Genomic DNA, 19,811 nt, shown 5'->3' with positions numbered 1-19,811 from the left:
ATAATAATGAGCAAGAAAGACGATACGGTTGAATCTTACAACGGTCCTGCTGGTGGCTGGGGTGCGCTTCAAAGTACAACGAAACACCTTCTTCAAAGCGACAATGCGGTTCGCAACATCAATACGCTTTTAAAAACGAATCAGCCACACGGTTTCGATTGCCCCGGCTGCGCATGGGGCGAAAAACACGATCCTTCTCGTATTCGGTTTTGTGAAAACGGTGCCAAGGCGGTTAACTGGGAAGCAACGAGCCGCGTTGTTGACCGATCTTTTTTTGAAAAATACAGCGTGTCATGGCTTAAAGAGCAGTCTGATTACTTTTTAGAGTATCAAGGGCGCCTGACTGAGCCCATGCGTTACAACCCAAAAAGTGATCACTACGAACCCATCAGCTGGCAAGAAGCCTGCAACCAAATTGCCTCCAAGCTGAAGTCGCTCGACTCTCCGAATGAAGCGGCATTCTATACATCTGGCAGAGCCAGCAACGAAGCGGCGTTTCTTTATCAGTTATTCGTTAGAGCCTACGGCACAAATAACTTTCCTGATTGTTCAAACATGTGTCACGAAGCAAGTGGCTATGCATTAACAGGAAGCATAGGGATTGGTAAGGGAACGACAACAATTGAAGATTTCGAGCACGCTGACGCTGTGTTTGTATTTGGACAAAACCCCGGCACAAATCATCCAAGGATGCTTGATACACTGAGAGAGGTTGTCGAAAGAGGCGCTCAGGTATTAACGTTCAACACCCTACGTGAACGAGGGCTAGAACGGTTCCAACATCCTCAAAACCCGGTCGAGATGCTCACTAATGGCTCGAAACCGTTAAACACGGCCTATTTCACTCCGAAAATTGGTGGTGATATGGCGGCAATTCGCGGCATCGTCAAACTCATGCTTGAAATGGAAGACCAAGGAGAAAGCGTTCTAGATTGGTCATTTATCAATGAGCATACACAAGGGGTTAATCAATACTTATGCCAAGTTCGATCGACCAGTTGGAGTCATATTACCGAACAGTCAGGCCTCACTTTAGAGGAATTGCAACACGCCGCGAATGTGTATTGCAACAGCGATAAAGTGATTTGTACTTGGGCGATGGGCATAACACAACATACACACTCGGTTGCCACCATTCATGAAATCGTTAACTTTTTAAGTCTACGAGGCAACATAGGAAAAGTAGGCGCTGGCGCATGCCCAGTGCGTGGACACAGTAATGTCCAAGGGGACCGGACGATGGGCATCAATGAACGCCCTGCTGATGCGTTTCTAGACTCGCTGCAGTCTCACTTTAATTTCACCCCTCCTCGGGAACATGGGCTCGCAGTTGTGCCGACAATTCAAGCGATGTTAGAAGGGCATGTTAAAGCCTTTATCGCACTGGGTGGCAATTTTGCCGCCGCAACACCCGATACAGAACAAACCTACGAAGCGCTCTCTAATTGCGACCTTAACGTTCAGATCAGTACAAAGCTGAATCGCTCCCATCTTGTTACTTGCGCAAACAGCTATATCCTTCCTTGCCTTGGTCGTACCGACATTGACACACAATCAAGCGGACCACAAAAAGTGTCAGTCGAAGATTCCTTTAGCATGGTACATTCGTCTGGTGGTGTTGTAACACCGTTAAGTGAACAACAAAAATCGGAGCCGTTCATTATCGCCCTACTGGCGCAAGCAACACTTGGAAAGCACCCAATAGATTGGATGAAAAAAGTAGAAAATTACGATGATATTCGTAATGACATTGCACAGGTGATTCCGGCGTTTTCTGATTTTAATGAGCGCTTAAAAACACCCGGTGGGTTCTATTTAGGAAACAGTGCACGTGATCGAAAGTGGAACACACCAAGTAAATCCATTCTTATTCATGCGCATACCTTACCGGAAAGCATCGTACATAAAAAAGCCAGATCGAAGCTCACAGACAAAACACTGGTACTTCAAACGTTAAGATCGCACGATCAATACAATACCACCATATACGGTTTGAACGATCGCTATCGAGGTATCAAAGGAGAGCGGAGAGTATTGTTCATGAATCCGGCTGATATAGAGCGTTTAGGATTTAAGAGTAAACAGCTTGTAGACTTAACCAGTCTATGGGATGACGACAAAACCCGCACAGCACCACATTTTAAAGTGATCCCCTACGACATTCCTGTTGGGAACATTGCTGCGTATTATCCAGAAACAAACCCATTAGTGCCATTGGACAGTTTAGGGGACTACAGCTTTACACCTACATCTAAAAGTATTGCGGTGGAACTGACAGCTTCCGACTCAATGAACATTAGCATTCAATCTACTTAAAAAGCCGGAATAAGTACTTACAAGTATCTCACTAACACTGCCTACGAGCCCTAGTGAGATACGAGTAAGATACGTGCGAAATAGTTCTAGTTCGATTAGTCGGTTAATCGGCTCGTAAACTGCTCAATCGACTGTACTACTTCACGCGCGCCTTGTTGGATCTCTACAATCACTTCGCCCGCTTCATTCGCATACACTAGTCCCTGTTCTGCTTGCTTACGTCCTTCTTCGACTAAATTCACAGCAGTACTGGCCAACGTTTGATTGTGTTGTACCACGCCCGCAATTTCTTCTGTCGCATTGGATGTTCGCGAAGCAAGCTGTCGCACCTCATCCGCTACCACAGCAAAACCACGCCCCTGCTCTCCCGCTCGCGCGGCTTCAATCGCAGCGTTTAGCGCAAGCAAGTTAGTCTGCTCGGCAATATCACTGATACTCTTAATGATTTCGCCCACTTTTTGCGATTGATCATCAAGATCGGCGATCCCTTGTGCTGCCTTAGACATTTGGCTAGATAAGCTGCCTATTGCATCAACGGTATTTTTAATAATTTTTGACCCTTTCACTGCGGTAACGTCCGTTGTTTGAGATGTCTCAAACGCAATGGAAGCGGCATTGTTTATCGCAAGTTCCTGATTAACTTGCTCTGTAATGTTAGAAGCAAACTTAACGACTTTGTAAAATGAACCATGTGCATCGCAAATAGGGTTATAAGACGCTTCAAGCCAAACGGTTTCACCACGGCTATCGACTCGTTTGAAACGCCCTGTAGCAAACTCACCTCTACTGAGTTTTTTCCAGAATTCGCGATATTCTGCTGATTCTGTCTGCTCAGGAAAACAAAAAATGCGATGATGTTTACCTTCTATTTGCTGCTTTGAGTACCCCATCGACTTTAAGAATAGATCATTCGCGCTGATTACATTGCCTTCTAAATCAAATTCAATTTCAGCTGTTGAACGTTGCAATGCACTAATTAAATTTTCATGCTCGATAGAGCTCTCAATGGTTCGCGTAAGGTTACTGCCATAAACCACAAAGTACATCAACCTACCTGAAGACGAACGAACCGGCTGAATCACTAATCTTAGCCATGCTTGCTTTTGTTGCCCATCGTTCAGTTGCATTGCTCCAGCCCAATGCTTCCCGCTACTGAGTGCTTGAGAGGCCAAGCGATAATGATCCGTTTTACGAGCATCTGACGGTACGAGATCTATCAGCTTTTTCCCTACTAGTGCATTTTCAGAAAAACCTAATTCATCAAGAAAAACGGAATTAACGTTATCAATTACACCTTTGTCAGACACCCTTAAGCTCAACATATCACTGTTTAGGCTATCCACAACCTGACGCAATGAAGACAGCTCTTCCCTTAACTGAGCATTTTCACTTTTTAACTTGTTCGACCCAAACATCTTTAACTCCAGCATTTAGCTAATAGGGTGAAGGCAAGCGATATCATACCGCTACATTTTTAGCATCAAATGGCTCATTCTTTGATCGAATTATGTCTTATAGAGATATAAGTCATACAAAAAAACCAAATAAACTTTATTGAGTGATTACACACGAATAATGCAATAATTTACACAATTGTTTACATATAAAAACAAAAAAAAGCGCAATAAATTATTGCGCTTTTTCAATAAGATACAATGTTTAAGGCATTTCTGAAACAGAAACCTTTCACATATTTTATGACAAACCGATGACGGAAGAATGAATTGGCTGCTGATACATAATTTCAACCTGATCCGCTCTTTTCACTTGAACCGCAGTTTGGTTTAACGACCCCTTGTCGGTCACCTCATGAGCATCAATAGAGGGTGCAACACTTTGTATCTGAATTCGCCTAATCAGAGTGGAGCTGCCGGTATTTGATTTCGCAAGCTCAGCTAGCTTGGTTTCAAACGCGCTTTTTACTTCAGGCGATTGGATCAACGCCTCGACGCTTAAACCATCAGAGTCTTTAACCAATGAACGACAATGTGCTATATCAGGAAAAACCAAGCCGGTTATAAAGCTACGATTCGTGCCGCAAACGACAATGTCTTGAACATACGGAGCAAATGCTTCAATAAACTTGGCTTTTAGCACTCCTGCGTTTACCCATGTTCCGCTGTCTAATTTGAAATTCTCTGATACCCGCCCATCAAAACGAAAGCCTCGCTGTGGCTGCTCTTCATCTAAATACGCAAACGCGTCCCCTAAACAATAATACCCCTCTTCATCAAATGCCTTGGCATTGATTTCCGGCATACGCCAATATCCCGGCATAACGGTCACCGCTTTAACGCGCGCTTCAAGTTTTCCTTGATTAGGAACGAGCTTTAAAGAAACGCCCGGAGCGGGTACTCCTATAACACCTGACGCGGATTCTTCAACCGAGGCAAACGTGGCCGATGGTGCAGTCTCAGTACACCCAAGCCCAGTTAACATTGGAATTTTTTTGCCGGTATATTGAATAGCAAGATTATCCAAATCATCCCAAATGTGTTGAGCCAAACCTGCTGCAGCAAAAAAGGTAAACTGAAGACGAGAAAAGAACTTTTCAGCCAATACAGAATCTTCTTTCAGCGTTTTTACCAATAGCTCAAAACCCTTTGGCACGTTGAAATACACTGTAGGTGCAATTTCCGCGAGATTCTTCAGCGTTTTATCAAAATCTTTAGGGGTTGGCTTACCATCATCAAGATAAAGCGAGCCGCCATTATAGAGCGCAATACCAACATTATGGTTGCCACCAAAAGTATGGTTCCAAGGAAGCCAATCCACCATAACGGGTGGCTTCTCTGTTAGAAAAGGCATAACTTGCCCAATCATAACCTGATTCGCACAAATCATCCGCTCTGTGTTCATCACCCCTTTTGGCATCCCTGTTGTGCCAGATGTGAATAAAATCTTCGCCACCGTATCTCCGTCAACACGCTGATTTTCAACGTCAATTGCTGTGTCGATTGGTGAATCCCAGAATTCACTGAATGGGACTGTTGGATTCGTTATCTTTGCAGGAGTGACATCGCCGTTAATCACAGCAACAGGAGTACCAGTATCATTGCATACAGACTGGATCGCATTCTCGTAAGGAGCAAGAGAGTCAACAACGATCAACCCAGGCGTTAGTAAATCAAAAATATGTTTTAACTTAGAGTAATCCGTCGCCACAAGAGAGTAGGCTGGGGACACGGGTGCGTGAGCAATACCGACATACATTCCTGCCAACGCAAGCATCAGATGTTCAACGCTGTTACCGCATAAAAAAATGATTGGGCGCTCGACGCTTACAGGCTGCTTGATAAGCCAAGACGCTATTTTTCGTATTCGTTGAACGGCTTGGGAATACGTAACTTTGTCCCACTCCCCTTGAGCATCCCTTTGTGCGACAAAGACCGTATCTGGCGTCTCTTTTGCCCAATATTCAAGCCTATCAGTCCAGCATCTCGCAAAATTATCCAAGGGCATTTTGCTGTTAATCAATTGAGATCCGTCTTCACGATGGACAACATTAATCGGATGTGCGATCACATTTATAGGATGAAAACCTGTGTTCATTTTCTACTCCCAAACCACCTATTTGTTTTTATGTGGCTTACTTTTTATTCTTATTTCTGGAGCCAAAAAGAAACGTTAGAGGTATGAAATTTGTTCTAACGCTTCTAATTAACGATGACTGTTCTAACGATTGAATTTTTTGAGTTTACTTCGCTGCCATTCGAATAGCGCCGTCCAGACGAATAACTTCACCATTCAACATGCAGTTTTCAATTATATGCTGCGCCAACCCAGCGAACTCATCAGGATCACCAAGGCGCGGTGGAAACGGAACCGCTTCACCAAGCGACTGCTGAACCTCTTCAGGCAATACATCCATCATCGGAGTTTTGAAAATGCCGGGGGCAATCGTCATTACACGAATACCAAATCGCGCAAGCTCGCGAGCGATAGGCAGCGTCATCGAAACCACACCGCCTTTTGAAGCCGCATAAGCCGCCTGACCAATTTGCCCATCATACGCCGCCACAGAAGCCGTATTGATAATCACACCGCGCTCGGTCGTATCCAATGGCTCATTCTCCTGCATTTTATTCGCCGCTAAGCGAATCATGTTGAACGTACCCATAAGGTTGACGCGGATCGCTCTTTCAAATGTCTCAAAACGATGTGGCCCTTCACGACCAACCACACGCTCTGCACCTGGGATACCTGCGCAGTTTACAACACCGTATATTGAACCAAATGCATTTTCCGCCGCATCCAAGCTTGCTTGTACCGACTCTTCGCTGGAAATATCCGTCACGGCATACGACACTCTTTCACCTAGGCTCTGTGCGACTCTCTTTAACCCTTCTTCATTTACATCAGCGAGGCTCACGGAAGCCCCGAGTGAGTGCAGACGACGAGCAACCGCTTCCCCTATTCCCGATGCGGATCCTGTTACAACAAAATGATTACCTTTAACTTGCATAATAATCTCCTTCTGAGAATGGGTTAGGACTTTTTACGATTCAGAAAGGCGTCTATTCTCGCTTTAACTTCTTCGCTCGTTTGAGTAATACCGCACAGCAATGATTCCGTATATAAACCTTGATCTGCCGCCATGCTTTCAATATTACGCAGCCCTGTTGTCATAGCCCAATTGGAGTACTTTGAATTTTTTGCAATGCCTTGTGCTATTTCAAAGGCTTTTTGTAATGCCTGACCCTTTTCAACGACATAGTGGCCAAGTCCGATACGATAACCTTCTTCGGCATCTACGTTTCGGCCCGTTAGCATCATTTCTGTCATTCGACTTGTGCCAATGACTTTCGCAACATTGACCGATGCGCCGCCACCAACAAAGATACCGTGCTTACCTTCTGGCAAACGATAAAACGTAGTTTCGTCTGTTACACGAACATGTGCCGTTATCGCCAGCTCCAATCCGCCACCTATTACAGCACCGTGCATCGCCGCAACAACCGGAATTCCAGAGTTTGTAATGTGTCCAAATACGCGATGCCACATATTAGAATGCTTAACGACTTCAAAAGGCTCCCGTGCCTTATGTTCTGATAGATCTAAACCTGAACAAAATTCTGGACCACTGCCCGAGAAAACAATCACACTGACGTCATCAGGAAGGTTGATAAAAGCATCTTCTATTTCTAAACATAAACTGTCGTTAATCGCATTTTTCTTCTCTGGTCGATTTAACTCAAGGTGACCGACACCGTTGTCTACTGTGAAATTAATAAATTTGTATTCGCTCATAGATACCTCTGTATTTTTATTCTTTGAATGCGATTAACGATCCGAAACTCGTACAACCGTTGCCATTCCAGTGTCGCCCGCAGCACAGCCTGTAAACAGCCCGTATCCACCACCTTTAAGCACCAATTCCTCGACCAATTCGATGATCGCGCGCATACCGGTTGGGCCTTGAGGGTGCCCCCAAATAAGCGAACAACCAAAGTTATTCATTTCCATCACATCAATTGAGAATGCTTTTGCTAGCGCAACATCATTGACCGCAAACGGGTTGTGCGTTTTGATGGCTTTTACATCCTTCATTTCGATGCCCGCCATTGCTAATGCACGTTTTGACGCTTCTATAGGTGCGGCAGGCATGTGTGCCAATTTATCGCGAGCTTGGCCAAAACCAATCAGTTCAACTTTAATTTCTGGTCGCGTGGCCAATTCTTGTGCTCTTTCAGAACGGCACATGATGACAGCTGCGTTACCGTCAGCTGGATGGGTTTGGTTCCCGTAGGTCACCACACCGCCTTCCATAATAGGTTTGAGTTTTTGCAGCCCTTCAAGCGTGGTTGGAAAAACACCTTCATCGCCAGTGAGAACCGTGTCTTCTTTCTTAAAATTAGGCGTCGGAACCGACATAGGCAACGTCATAAAACGCTTCTGAAACGCTTGATCGTCTTTTAGCGCATCTTGATATTGCTCATAACGACGTACCGTAACGTCATCCAGCTCTTCACGAGTGATATCAAATTGCTTCGCAACGTTTTCACCCGTTTGCAACATGGAATGCCCACCAACGCAGTCGTTCATCATGTTGTAGAAGACTTGATCCTCAGTTTTACCCTGTCCTCCAATGCCTCTAGGGTTTGGATAGTAAATATTAGGCCCATTTGAGCAACGATCTGTAGTCATAATTAATGACACGTCACTCAGCCCACAATCCACTTCTGTCGCTCCGGCAAACAGAACTCTTGCTCCTGTTGCACAAACCTGATTTATGGCATGGCCTGGTGTACGTGTTGCACCGAGTTCATGAAGTGGCCATGGCGCACCGTTAAAAGACTGGTATTGATTTATCGTGATACCCAATACACCCGAATCAAAAATTTCCGGATCAATAGCACGCTTCGCTAATTCTTGTTTTGCGACGTGAGCGGCAAACTTCATAGAGTGCAGGTGCTGAAGAGAGCCCTGCCATTTTGTAAAGGGCGTAGACCAGTACGCACCATAAGGAATTTCTACATTCGAAAAAGCCATCTTGCTTGCCTCTTATTCTAATTCTTTAAGCTTGAGCCGCGCATAGGTCAACGGCTCATTTTGTTAATCACCTTGATAATTACGGTCTACCCGATAATGTATTTTTCAAGGCCGCCCCAACTCTCCTGAAAGATTTCTTCAGGCATGGTTTTCAGGTCTTCAGCAATAATAGGAGTGAACGCCATAGCACTTAATACATCACGTTCCAAATCCAATCCCGGTGCAATCTCTGTCAACACCATGCCTTCTTCTCTTAGCTCTAAAACACACCGTTCGGTAATAAATAAAACAGGTTTATTATTTGCTTGAGCGACCGCGCCACTAAAGGTTATATGGTCAACAGATTGAACAAACTTCTTAACTTTTCCTTCTTGAATCACCTTCGCTTGGCCGTTTTCAAACGACAATTTGGCTCCGTTCTCTAACGTTCCGCAAAAGACCACTTTTTTGGCACTTTGAGAGATATTGATAAAACCGCCGGGGCCGACGACTTTAGGGCCAAATTTACTGACATTTAAGTTGCCTAACTGATCAGCCTGAGCCAATCCCAAAAATGCGATATCAAGACCACCGCCATCATAAAAATCGAATTGGGCTTCGTGTTCAATGATGGCATCTGCGTTCCACGCCGCTCCGAAATCAGGACCTGACGCAGGAATTCCACCGTACGTGCCAAGCTCGGTTGTTAGCGTAAAGTGTCGAGTGACTTGCTCTTCCGCTGCGACACTGGCAACGCCATCTGGCATCCCTATTCCCAAATTCACCATGACATTTGATTCAAGCTCCATCGCAGCGCGGCGAGCAATGACTTTCCTATCGCTGAAAGGCATGGGAGGAATAGCATTTAAAGGAACACGAGAATTGCCCGCTAAGCCTGGGTTGTAAGTTGTTCCGATGGTTTGCATGTGATCTTCTTCCGGTGCCACTGTGATGTAATCCACCAGCACGCCCGGAACTTTCACTTCTTTCGGGTGGATAGAATGACGTTCAGCAATGAACTTAACTTGCGCAATGACAATGCCGCCTCTGTTCTTGACCGCCTGAGCCATCGGTAAAATTTCAGCCAACATCGCTTCTTCTTCTACAGACAAATTGCCGTCTTCGTCCGCAGTCGTTGCACGAATCACAACCACATCGAGTGGGAAGGTTTTATATAATAGCCACTCTTCCTCTTCGATTGAGATTCGCTTGACCAAATCTTCTTTCGCAAGGGAGGTTACCTTTCCGCCACTAACCAGTGGATCGACGTACGTTCCCATACCGATTTTCGTAATAACACCCGGTTTATTTCCGGCGATCTGACGCCACATGGTTGTCAGAACGCCCTGAGGGAGAAGGTAAGCCTCTATCTCATCTTCTGATATCATGTTCGCCATTTTAGGCGCTTGACCTGTGTGTCCGGAGATAAGTCGCTTAACTAGACCTTCATAAGCAAGGTGAGACATCCCCTTTCCTTTACCATCACCACAACCGCAATCGTGAATTAATGTAAGATTTTGTGGATGTCCTGTTTCCAAAAAGCGTTGTTCAACTGACTTTGCGACCGCTTCAGCAAAGAAAGACATACCAATAGTTGACCAAGCGACGGAGGCGTTATCGGGGATGAGTTCCGCCGCTTTTTCCAAAGAAATTATCTTGCTCATTACAATCCCTCATTGATTTTTTCTATTTATTTGCAAGGGTAAAAACCACTTTTTTAGTTGTAAACCACAACTATTATAAAAACAAACATTTTTAGCTCTGTTTGCTTTTTTTGAATACCGTCGGCGAAAAACTAAGCGCAGAGTTCATTGCAAATACGCTGGGGCTGTGTCAAAAATATAGATAATCTGAACCGTTTTGTGTTGATGTCGTAAAACCGTTCATTTGTTACGCACAAGAACACTAATTAAAACAAAAACAATCCTAAGGTGGTTATCGATGAAAAAGTTGAAAGCAAACGCTCTGGCTCTTTTGGCTGGTACAGTTTTATCAACAAGTGCATTACTTCCGACGCAGGCATTCGCAGAAGCCGAATATACATTTAAGCTTCATCACATGCTTCCTCCTATGTCTAACGCACAAGCTAATTTCCTAAAGCCATGGGCTGAGACAATCGAAAAGCAATCCGATGGTCGAATCGACATCGAGCTTTACCCAGCGATGCAATTAGGCGGTAAGCCACCACAGCTATTTGACCAAGCTCGTAAAGGGATTGCAGACATCACTTGGACGGTTGGTGGATACACGCCAGGCCGTTTCCCAAAAGCAACCGCATTTGAGCTGCCATTCGTGCCTCTTTCTGCACGAATCACAAGTATGGCTCTGCAAGAATACGCAGAGACTGAAATGCAAGATGAACTGAAAGATGTTCACGTATTGGCTCTTCATACGCACTTCCCGGGCTCTTTCCATTCTCGTGAGAAAGACATCAAAACAATGGAAGATTTGGACGGCCTAAAAGTAAGAGCGCCAAACAAAATGATGGCCGGCGCATTGGGCATCCTTGGTGCAAATACGGTCTTTATGCCTGTTCCATCAATGCCAAGTGCCTTATCTAAAGGGGTAATTGATGTAACAGCGCTACCATTTGAAGTTGTTAAACCTCTTAAAATCCATGAGCTTGCACCACATCATACAGAGTTCAAAGGTGATCGCGGGTTCTATACTCAGTTCTTCATATTCTCAATGAACAAAAAAGCCTACAACAGCCTACCGGACGATCTTAAGAAAGTGATCGACCAAAACTCAGGTGTACCACTAGCAGGCTTTATCGGTGATGCATTCGATGCATACGAAATCGGTGCACGCAAAGATGCAGTCGATCGTGGTAATACGTTCAGCACAATCGAAGGAGCGGAATACGATCGCTGGAAAGAGACGCTTGCACCCGTTACCGAGAAGTGGATTGAAGACATGAACGACGACGGATACGACGCAGAACGTCTACTTGAAAAAGCAAAAACACTGATCAAAAAGTATGAGAACTTCTAACTCTCGTTTACTGGCACTTCTGTAAAAAGCCACCTATTCTGTCGGACGACGACCTGTCGTTCGACAGCTTCAAACGAACCATTGCTAAACGTTTATTTTAAATAATTTAAGATATGACTAGTGCTCTGTGTCATGTAAAGCACCATCAAATTTGGTGTATTTTTAAATAGACACGGGCAAATGATCAGGTGCTGTACGATGACTCTATTTACTGCTGACGTAAGTAAAACCCCTTTAGGAAAGCTCGCGTATGTTTTTGCGCTTATGGGCGGGCTCGTTATTTTTTGCATTGCTGCTGTCACGGTTATAAGTATCGTGGGTAGAACAACGATTGGCCAATCAGTGGAAGGCGATTATGAAATCACTGAGATGGGGTTAGCTATTGCGGTCTTTTTCTTTCTACCATTGTGTTATGTGCGACGTGGACACATCGTCGTCGACCTCTTTACGGCTCATTGCACAGACAAAACTATTCGCTTTTTAGATTCCATTGGCGATCTTCTTTTTACGGTATTTTCCATTGTTTTTGCCTATCGATTAGCTCTCAGTGGCATAGAGGCAAATGAATATTTCGAGCAATCTATGATTTTAGAATTACCCGCATGGTGGATGTACGTCGCTGGTGTTATATCCATGTCGCTTTGCAGCGTGTGTGGTTTATACAAGTTAGCGGCGGCGGTTTTTGGAGGTAAACACAATGACTAACATTGAATTAGCGTTTGTCATGATGGGCTTGCTGCTCGTTCTTATGAGCATACGGATCCCAATCGCTATCTCTATGATGGTGTGTGGTGCCATTGGTTATTCTTTTATTGGCGGCACACCTGCCCTCATGGAATACTTAGGGACATCACCGGTTTCGAAGTTTTCAGGTTATGATCTGTCGGTTGTCCCTTTGTTTCTCCTAATGGGAGAGCTGGCGACACGCTCCGGCATTACCGCAGAGCTTTTCAAAACGTGTAATACGTGGATCGGACGTCAACGCGGCGGTATCGCAATGGCGGCCGTAGCGGGATGTGCGGCTTTCGGAGCAATCTGTGGCTCCTCCTTGGCGACCGCTTCAACCATGGGTAAAGTTGCATTGCCCGAAATGAAACGCCTTAAATACTCAGGCAGCTTAGCTGCTGGGGCATTGGCTGCTGGTGGTACATTAGGTATTTTAATTCCGCCGTCTATGGTATTGATCATTTTCGCCGTTTTAACCGAACAAAATATTGCAAAAATGTTCATCGCTGCATTCATTCCAGGTTTTTTAGCGGCATTTGGATACATTGTTGCAATCGCTGTTTACGTGCGTATTTACCCAGATTCAGGGCCGCGCGGTGAAAAAACAACCTTCACGCAAAAGCTAAAATCCACAAAAGATGTCTGGCACATCACAGGGATTTTCTTAGTCGTACTTGGAGGAATTTACTTTGGATTGTTTACCCCGACAGAAGCCGCTGCGGTAGGTGTTATTCTCACAGCATTGCTTGCAATAACACACGGTAAAATGCGTACAGACGGACTTTTAGAATGTCTAACGCGCACAGCGGTTTCCTCTGCCATGATTTTCTTTATCGTATTAGGTGCAGACCTTTTCAGCGTATTTATCGCCTTGTCTAAACTGCCTGACATGGGTGTTGAGCTTATCTCTAATTCTGGATTATCTCCTTACACTATTCTGGTACTAATGCTGCTCACTTACTTGGTAATGGGCTGTTTTCTAGACAGTCTTGCGATGATTCTACTGACGATTCCGATCTACTTCCCGATGATTATTTCTATGGATTTTGGGATCCCTGTAGAAGATTTAGGTATTTGGTTCGGCATACTGGCTTTGATCGTTGTCGAGGTTGGGCTGATAACCCCTCCGGTCGGTATGAATGTCTTTATCATTAAATCATTTGATAAAGACCTTAAACTGAAAGAATGTTTCAAAGGCGTCGTCCCGTTCCTTATCTCTGATGTGGTTAGGGTCGCACTCCTGATCTTATTCCCAAGCATTACACTTGGGCTCGTCCATCTGATTGCTTGATTGTAATGTCAATATAGCGAGAAGCAGAAGCACTAGTATTGAGCCAATGCTTCTCGCTATTGAATAGACCAAAATTAAAGTACGTTAATCTGTGTTTAGGATACTCGCTGAAAAGGAAGTCCGTTTTCATGTTAATTGCAATTTGTATTACAATCACTCCCTTTACGTAATCCATAAACCCCTAAATGAAATTATCATCATCGCATGTAGATAGGATTTAACTAAAAATAACATCCGATGACGAACGATTTTTAAGGAGCACTATGTCACCCGAAAACAAAGATGCAGATAACACGATTGATTACGGCCTACTCGATAAAGTCGTTGGTTACCGCCTAAGAAGAGCGCAAATGAATTTCTTTGCAACCTTTAGCGACGTTTTTTCAGATTTGGGTATTAGCCCTGGCTTATTCGCCGTGATCGCCCTTGTGGAGAGCAACCCCGGAAGAACACAAACCGCAATTGCTCAAGCCTTAGGTAACGACAGATCCGCCATGGTCGCTGCGGTAGACAAGCTTGAGAATATGAAAATCATTGAACGCCGCCCATCAAAGTCAGACCGTCGTTCCTATGCATTGTATATGACTCAAACAGGAAATGACTTTTTCAAAACGGCCAGCAAACGAGTCATGGATCATGAAAAAGAGATGACTTCTCGTTTAAAAGACGAAAAAGAGGTCGCTTGGTTACTTGAAACTCTGAGAACCCTTTCAGACTAAGATACTGTCCAAGACAAGGAACTATCCAAAGCCCTGAATATCGGTTCGATTGACCCCAAATAAATGCAGGGAAGCGTTAGAAAAATATCTTCTTAAGCATTTTTTTAAGCATTGTATTTAACGGCGGATAAAAAAAGTGACCGGTATAAAACCTACCTTTTATGTGGATCGGCTTAGCCTTCGATAAACTCAAAAAACCTTCTGGTCCGTGGTATTGCCCTATTCCCGACTCTCCTACACCACCAAACGGCAAATCGTCTTGAATCAAGTGAAATAAGGTGTCGTTAATACACACACCACCTGATTGCGTTTTATCCAATACGGCGCGTTGCACGGCCTTATCATCACTGAAACAATAAAGAGCTAACGGTCTAGGTCGAGCATTTATAAAATGCAGAGCATCGGCTAATGTATCGTATGCAATGATTGGCAAAACAGGCCCAAATATCTCCTCTTGCATTAAATCTGGCTCGCCCTCTATTCCGCTGACCAAATGCAATGACAGTTTTTTCGTCTTTGAAAAGTCTTCATTCGCCGGATTAAGCTGTATGACATTCGCACCTTGTAATTTCACATCTTCAATCATCTTTTCGAGACGAGCTTTGTGCTCTTTTGAAATGATCGACGTGTAGTCTTGGTTGTCTACAACAGAGGGATACATATCTTGGAAGGCATATTCGAGCTCTTCTAAAAAGCGATTTACATACTCTTTGGGAACCAACGCATAATCAGGTGCGATACATGTCTGGCCGCTGTTAACGCACTTTCCGAAGCAAATTCTTTGCGCGGCTTTTCTAATATCAAAATCTTCACATACTAATGCTGGAGATTTCCCTCCCAGTTCAAGTGTAACCGGCGTTAAATTCTTCGACGCCGCTTCCATCACTTTCTTACCGACACGGGTTGATCCAGTGAATATAAGATGATCCCAAGCCATTGAAGAAAAATAAGCAGCGAACTCAGCATCACCTTCAACCAGCGCCACGCGCTCAAGCGGAAATGCTTTTTCGACAATATGCTGCAATACTTTGTTGGTTTCGGGCGTCAGTTCTGACGGTTTTATGATCGCGCGATTACCGGAAGCTAACGCATAGATTAATGGCACAATTGCGAGCTGAATGGGGTAATTCCAAGGTGACATGATCCCTACAACACCTAAAGGCTGATACTCGACTTTATTTATCGCTGGCCAATAAACAATGCCAACCTTTCGTGAAGACGGTCTCATCCATTTTTTGAGATGTTTAGAGACATACTTTATCGCATCAATGCACACCTGTATTTCCGCTATATTTGTTTCATCCTCAGAACGCCCACCAAAATCCGCATCAACGGCTTTAATCAACGCCTTCCGATTTTCAAGAATTGCTCGCTTAAGCTGATTAAGGTTACTCAACCGAATCGATAAAGATTCATTTGGTTGAGCTAAAAAAGCCCTTTTTTGACTGTTGAAAAGCGAATCGAGTTGAAAAAACGGATTCATAGCAGACCTTAAAAAGTTATTTCATTAAGTTAGTAATATGCATTAAAAATATATGATTTACAAAACGGATTTAGCCAGAGAGGTGCTCTATGTATTAAATTGATTTATAGATACTGATTTTTAAACAAGGCTAGTTTATAGACATAGGAACGTATGCTTGGTCATACTGTAAGCGCCCCTAAAATTGTAAATGTAATGTAAAAAATAAATTGATCTTTGCTTTTTTTTTAGGAGAATAGATATAACTGATTATTTTTTGGACACTGCTTTATGGATATTAAAAAGCGAGCATTAATAACTGGAGCGGCTGTTGCACTCCAAGCTTGCGGTGATAGCGATTCCGAAGAGAATTCAAGCAACCCTGACAGCCCAGCGGGCAATTCTTCAACGCCAAATTCCAATCAAATGCTAAGCCGACAAGGCGCAGTCGCACTCTATTTACCCAATAACGAAGCATTATTCGATTACTCAGCCGCACTAGCCCATTTTTCGACGAGAGATAGCGCATTTTATTATGACCTTGAGCCATACTTAGAACGCTATGAAAGAACAGATAATCCAATCATCTATTTAATGATCCATTTAGGTCACGGCAACCCTCTGAGTAAAGAGTTTTTCGATAACTGGATTACGTATCAACTATCCAATACATTTGTTCTCGCGGTCGGAAGTGAACTTGCAACGGTGTCAGACAGTTTAGTGATTTCCCACCTCCACGACATCCGAGAAGCCGTTGCAAACGACACATCGATAAAAGACTATGTTTACGAATATTTTTTGTCTGAGATGTTTTGGGCGCGCTTTCGTAGCCCCGAAGATAATGGCCGAGAGGTCTTAGAAATTTATCTCGGGCTTTTTCAGGATGATTTGGTTCCTAAAGCAGCGCAGATCCTCAAAAATTATTCCTTTAATGAGAGCACCGGCAGCCTTGAGAAGAGCCTTGAAGTCAACACAGAGGCACAGGAAATTTTAGGCGAACTATTAACCACTCCCGGCGAACTCTATCAATTTGTTGTAAATCACGACGATTTTTTACCGCATATCTACACCCACATCGTCAAGCAGCTGTATGGCTATGAAGACCGCGAGGTAATTGGACAGCTTCAGCAGATCAATGCAACAACATTTAGAGAAGTCTACTTAGCGGCATTGTTCCATGAAAATATGGCATCAGTGACACGCCCCAAATTTCCAGAAGAAGTACTGTTCCCTGCCTTAAAATCAGGAAATTATCAGGTAAGGCGCAATGATTTCACAGTGTTTTTGAACCTAATGGATCAAATTGGCACTCGCCCTATGTTGTCAAAACTAGAGCGTAGCAGAGCCACTTGGAATGCATTGAATATCGGTAACATCTCCAGCCTGTTAGAAAGGGTTTACACCAATGAAGCGGGCAGTTTCTCGTCACACTGGAACTATGGATACTCACAGTCAGTATATTTGGCGCTTGCACGAAACGTAGATAACAGCTCCACTCTTCTTCAAAACGCACATCGCATTTTATGGAGAGAAGACCATACGTACCCTACTCAGTTTGAAGAGCTTGTAACGCAGCAAGCCACTGATAGAGATAAAATTAATACGGCGCTTCGAATTGCAGCAATGAATTACGCACTGTATGCACATGGAGTCATTTCATAATGAATATATCTAGACGCAGCCTATTAAAATCAGCCGGTTTGAGCGCTTCTCTATCGTTAGTATCGTCACAGGCGCTTTCTAAGCTGAGCACAGAAGACGTCTCGGTCATCGAAATCTTTTTATATGGTGGTGCCTCTTCAGCCATTACCGAAGCAGAATTTATTCAGAACCAAGGCATTAGTGGATACAGCGGAATCACGCTTACAGACAACGGATTTTGGGAAGAAGCTGGAGGAGAGAATTTAGAAACTTTGTTGTCAGCAAACCGTTTATCGTTGTTCTCAATCATGCCTTGGCATAACTCGAAAGCACATGGTTTTTGTCAGGATTATAACGTACTTGGTCAGGCAGAAAACTTACCGTCAGGCACGCAACTTATCGCTATAGGAAGTGGTGGAAAATCCCTTGTGGGGCGCAAGACTGGCTACATATCTACGGACGGAGAATTAACAAACCCTTTCGATAAAGGCGACTTAGCCGAAACGATCACCAGCCTCTATTCCAATTTAGGCAGCAGCGAACATCAAGCGCTCCAATTGGCAGCCAGTTCGCTAAACAGTGCACAAACGATTCGCGATCAATATGCAAACACATATGAATCGGACATTGGGCTCGAAATCCTCTCGGTGTTGTCGTACATTCAAGCCAGTGACAGTACTGTTTATGCTTCCATCCCCTTTGGAGGTTGGGATATGCACAGCAATGCTTTTAACAATTATCGTCCTAAAATGTCGAATTTAACGGCCGCATTAGTCGCAGCAAACAACCAAATCGAGGATCAAGGAAAGCCGATTGTTATATTATTGCGTGGTGATTTTGGCCGTAATTACTATTTAAACAGTTCGAATGGTTGGGATCATGGAGATCATCAAATAGGCCTATTGGTGGGTGGTGCTGGCAGCATAAGCCACATAGGAAAAAGCTACGCATCTACGTTACAGTCGGACAGTAACACTCGAATTTATACGAAACCGGACGGTTCGTTCACGGCACTCGATCCACTTGAAGTACGCGCATTTGTGTTGGAGACGCTGGGCGTAGACTTAAGTCAATCAATTTCGCTTGTCCAATCAAACACCTATTTAGGTGCGCTCAATTTCGCGTCGACAACCTCAACCACCATAGAAGAAATGAGAAGCAATTTAAACAATTACACATCCTTGTGACCTGAGACCTGTTAGTAAGATGTAAACTCAAGCATGTTATACATCTCGCCCTTGTTCACACACAAATTCTAAAAATGCTTGGTTGGCCTTAGATAAATAGCTGTCTTTTCGCCACGCTATCGTTAGATCTAACCAAATGCTGGGGTTAAATGAGCGCGTAATCAGTTGGTCGTCGTCACTGATCACCATTGAAAGCATGGTCGAAATTCCGAACCCTTGCTCGGTGATGGATTTAATAAGCGGTATTAGGTTTGTTTCAAACCCAATATTGGCTTTGACACCCGCCTCTTCCGCAAGTTTGTCGATAATTCGTCGATGAAAGTAGCCCTCTTTAAACATCACCAGCTCTTCTTTAAAAAATTCTGCTGGAGTGACAGATTCCTTTTCACTGAACGGGTGATCTGTGGCCACTACGACCTTCATTTCTTGTTGAAGCAGTCTTTGGGTATCCAAAGTTTCAGGCAATGATTCCGCAACAATCACGCCCAAATCTAGCTCCCCATTTTCTAACATTTTTTGCAGCTGCCAAGTGCCTCCTTCAATCACCTTAAGCGATATATCAGGAAAGCGATTTCGAAATGCCATTAAGATAGGAGGAAAGTAATACGACCCCAGCATACTGGGAATACCGACACGAACCTCTCCGCGCTCAAAACCCTTTAGCTCCTGCATTTCCAATAATGCGTCGTCTGTCGATTGTATGATTTTTTTGGCGTGTGTCAGCAGTTTGCTACCTTCGTCAGTAAGACTGATGTTTCGGTCTGCTCTATGTATAAGGGTAAGACCGAGATCAGATTCAAGCTTCTTTATCGCCATGCTGACCGCAGGCTGTGCCACGCCGAGTTGTTCTGCCGCTTTAGTAAAGCTTGCAAGCTCTGCAATGGCAGCGAAGTACCTAAGTTGTTTTATCTCCATCAGTAACTCTTATTGATTCAATAAATTGTATATATTTTTATGATAGAAAAACGCAGAGTATAGTGACGATATATTTTTATCAAGAATTA

At 44.0% G+C, this 19,811-nt stretch carries 15 protein-coding genes; 7 read left to right on the top strand and 8 right to left on the bottom strand.

All coding sequences use genetic code 11. From position 1 onward, the window contains the following. The first annotated feature begins 6 nt into the window (after positions 1–6). Positions 7–2,316 carry an FdhF/YdeP family oxidoreductase gene (locus DFP79_RS02905; RefSeq protein ID WP_133502455.1) on the top strand — a complete coding sequence of 770 codons (2,310 nt, stop codon included), beginning with the start codon at positions 7–9 and terminating at the stop codon, positions 2,314–2,316. 95 nt (positions 2,317–2,411) lie between these two features. Here the strand turns inward: DFP79_RS02905 and DFP79_RS02900 are convergent, their stop codons facing one another. From DFP79_RS02900 to DFP79_RS02875, 6 genes are all read right to left on the bottom strand, one after another. Further along, positions 2,412–3,731, bottom strand: coding sequence for a methyl-accepting chemotaxis protein (locus tag DFP79_RS02900; protein ID WP_133502454.1), 1,320 nt, complete (start codon positions 3,729–3,731; stop codon positions 2,412–2,414). Between the two features lie 280 nt (positions 3,732–4,011). Next, positions 4,012–5,868 carry a feruloyl-CoA synthase gene (locus DFP79_RS02895; RefSeq protein WP_133502453.1) on the bottom strand — a complete coding sequence of 619 codons (1,857 nt, stop codon included), beginning with the start codon at positions 5,866–5,868 and terminating at the stop codon, positions 4,012–4,014. A 145-nt stretch (positions 5,869–6,013) separates the two neighbouring features. Next, entirely contained in the window at positions 6,014–6,781 is a 768-nt protein-coding gene (locus DFP79_RS02890) for a 3-hydroxyacyl-CoA dehydrogenase (RefSeq protein ID WP_133502452.1), read from the bottom strand. 23 nt (positions 6,782–6,804) lie between these two features. Further along, on the bottom strand, positions 6,805–7,566 hold the full coding sequence (locus DFP79_RS02885) for a crotonase/enoyl-CoA hydratase family protein (RefSeq protein WP_133502451.1): 762 nt from the start codon (positions 7,564–7,566) through the stop codon (positions 6,805–6,807). 33 nt (positions 7,567–7,599) lie between these two features. Then, positions 7,600–8,808: a thiolase family protein gene (locus DFP79_RS02880; RefSeq protein ID WP_133502450.1), complete on the bottom strand. Its 1,209-nt coding sequence runs from the start codon at positions 8,806–8,808 to the stop codon at positions 7,600–7,602. Positions 8,809–8,894: 86 nt separating this feature from the next. Then, on the bottom strand, positions 8,895–10,451 hold the full coding sequence (locus tag DFP79_RS02875; RefSeq protein ID WP_133502449.1) for an acyl CoA:acetate/3-ketoacid CoA transferase: 1,557 nt from the start codon (positions 10,449–10,451) through the stop codon (positions 8,895–8,897). Between the two features lie 277 nt (positions 10,452–10,728). Here DFP79_RS02875 and DFP79_RS02870 point away from each other — a divergent pair, with 277 nt between their 5' ends. The 4 genes from DFP79_RS02870 to DFP79_RS02855 all read left to right on the top strand — a co-directional run bounded on the left by DFP79_RS02870 (position 10,729) and on the right by DFP79_RS02855 (position 14,517). After that, positions 10,729–11,781, top strand: coding sequence for a TRAP transporter substrate-binding protein (locus DFP79_RS02870; RefSeq protein ID WP_133502448.1), 1,053 nt, complete (start codon positions 10,729–10,731; stop codon positions 11,779–11,781). A 198-nt stretch (positions 11,782–11,979) separates the two neighbouring features. Beyond that, a complete protein-coding gene (locus DFP79_RS02865; protein WP_133502447.1) occupies positions 11,980–12,486 on the top strand; it encodes a TRAP transporter small permease in 507 nt (168 codons plus the stop codon). Continuing rightward, positions 12,479–13,798, top strand: coding sequence for a TRAP transporter large permease (locus tag DFP79_RS02860; protein WP_133502446.1), 1,320 nt, complete (start codon positions 12,479–12,481; stop codon positions 13,796–13,798). Before DFP79_RS02865 ends, DFP79_RS02860 begins: the two co-directional genes overlap by 8 nt. Positions 13,799–14,061: 263 nt before the next feature. After that, positions 14,062–14,517 carry a MarR family winged helix-turn-helix transcriptional regulator gene (locus DFP79_RS02855; protein ID WP_133502445.1) on the top strand — a complete coding sequence of 152 codons (456 nt, stop codon included), beginning with the start codon at positions 14,062–14,064 and terminating at the stop codon, positions 14,515–14,517. A 76-nt stretch (positions 14,518–14,593) separates the two neighbouring features. Here the strand turns inward: DFP79_RS02855 and DFP79_RS02850 are convergent, their stop codons facing one another. Further along, positions 14,594–16,000, bottom strand: a complete 1,407-nt coding sequence (locus DFP79_RS02850; protein ID WP_133502444.1) for a coniferyl aldehyde dehydrogenase — start codon at positions 15,998–16,000, stop codon at positions 14,594–14,596. A gap of 270 nt (positions 16,001–16,270) precedes the next feature. Between DFP79_RS02850 and DFP79_RS02845 the strand changes: the two genes are divergently transcribed. Together DFP79_RS02845 and DFP79_RS02840 are read left to right on the top strand one after the other, a co-directional pair. Continuing rightward, positions 16,271–17,641: a hypothetical protein gene (locus DFP79_RS02845; protein WP_133502443.1), complete on the top strand. Its 1,371-nt coding sequence runs from the start codon at positions 16,271–16,273 to the stop codon at positions 17,639–17,641. Further along, a complete protein-coding gene (locus DFP79_RS02840) occupies positions 17,641–18,807 on the top strand; it encodes a DUF1501 domain-containing protein (protein ID WP_133502442.1) in 1,167 nt (388 codons plus the stop codon). Before DFP79_RS02845 ends, DFP79_RS02840 begins: the two co-directional genes overlap by 1 nt. Before the next feature lie 36 nt (positions 18,808–18,843). Here the strand turns inward: DFP79_RS02840 and DFP79_RS02835 are convergent, their stop codons facing one another. After that, positions 18,844–19,722 carry a LysR family transcriptional regulator gene (locus tag DFP79_RS02835; RefSeq protein WP_133502441.1) on the bottom strand — a complete coding sequence of 293 codons (879 nt, stop codon included), beginning with the start codon at positions 19,720–19,722 and terminating at the stop codon, positions 18,844–18,846. Positions 19,723–19,811: the final 89 nt, after the last annotated feature.

This window comes from Marinomonas balearica (genome assembly GCF_004362145.1).
Lineage (GTDB): Bacteria > Pseudomonadota > Gammaproteobacteria > Pseudomonadales > Marinomonadaceae > Marinomonas > Marinomonas balearica.
The sequence above is the reverse complement of the archived record's forward strand: the minus strand, read 5'-3'. Positions and strand labels throughout refer to the sequence as shown.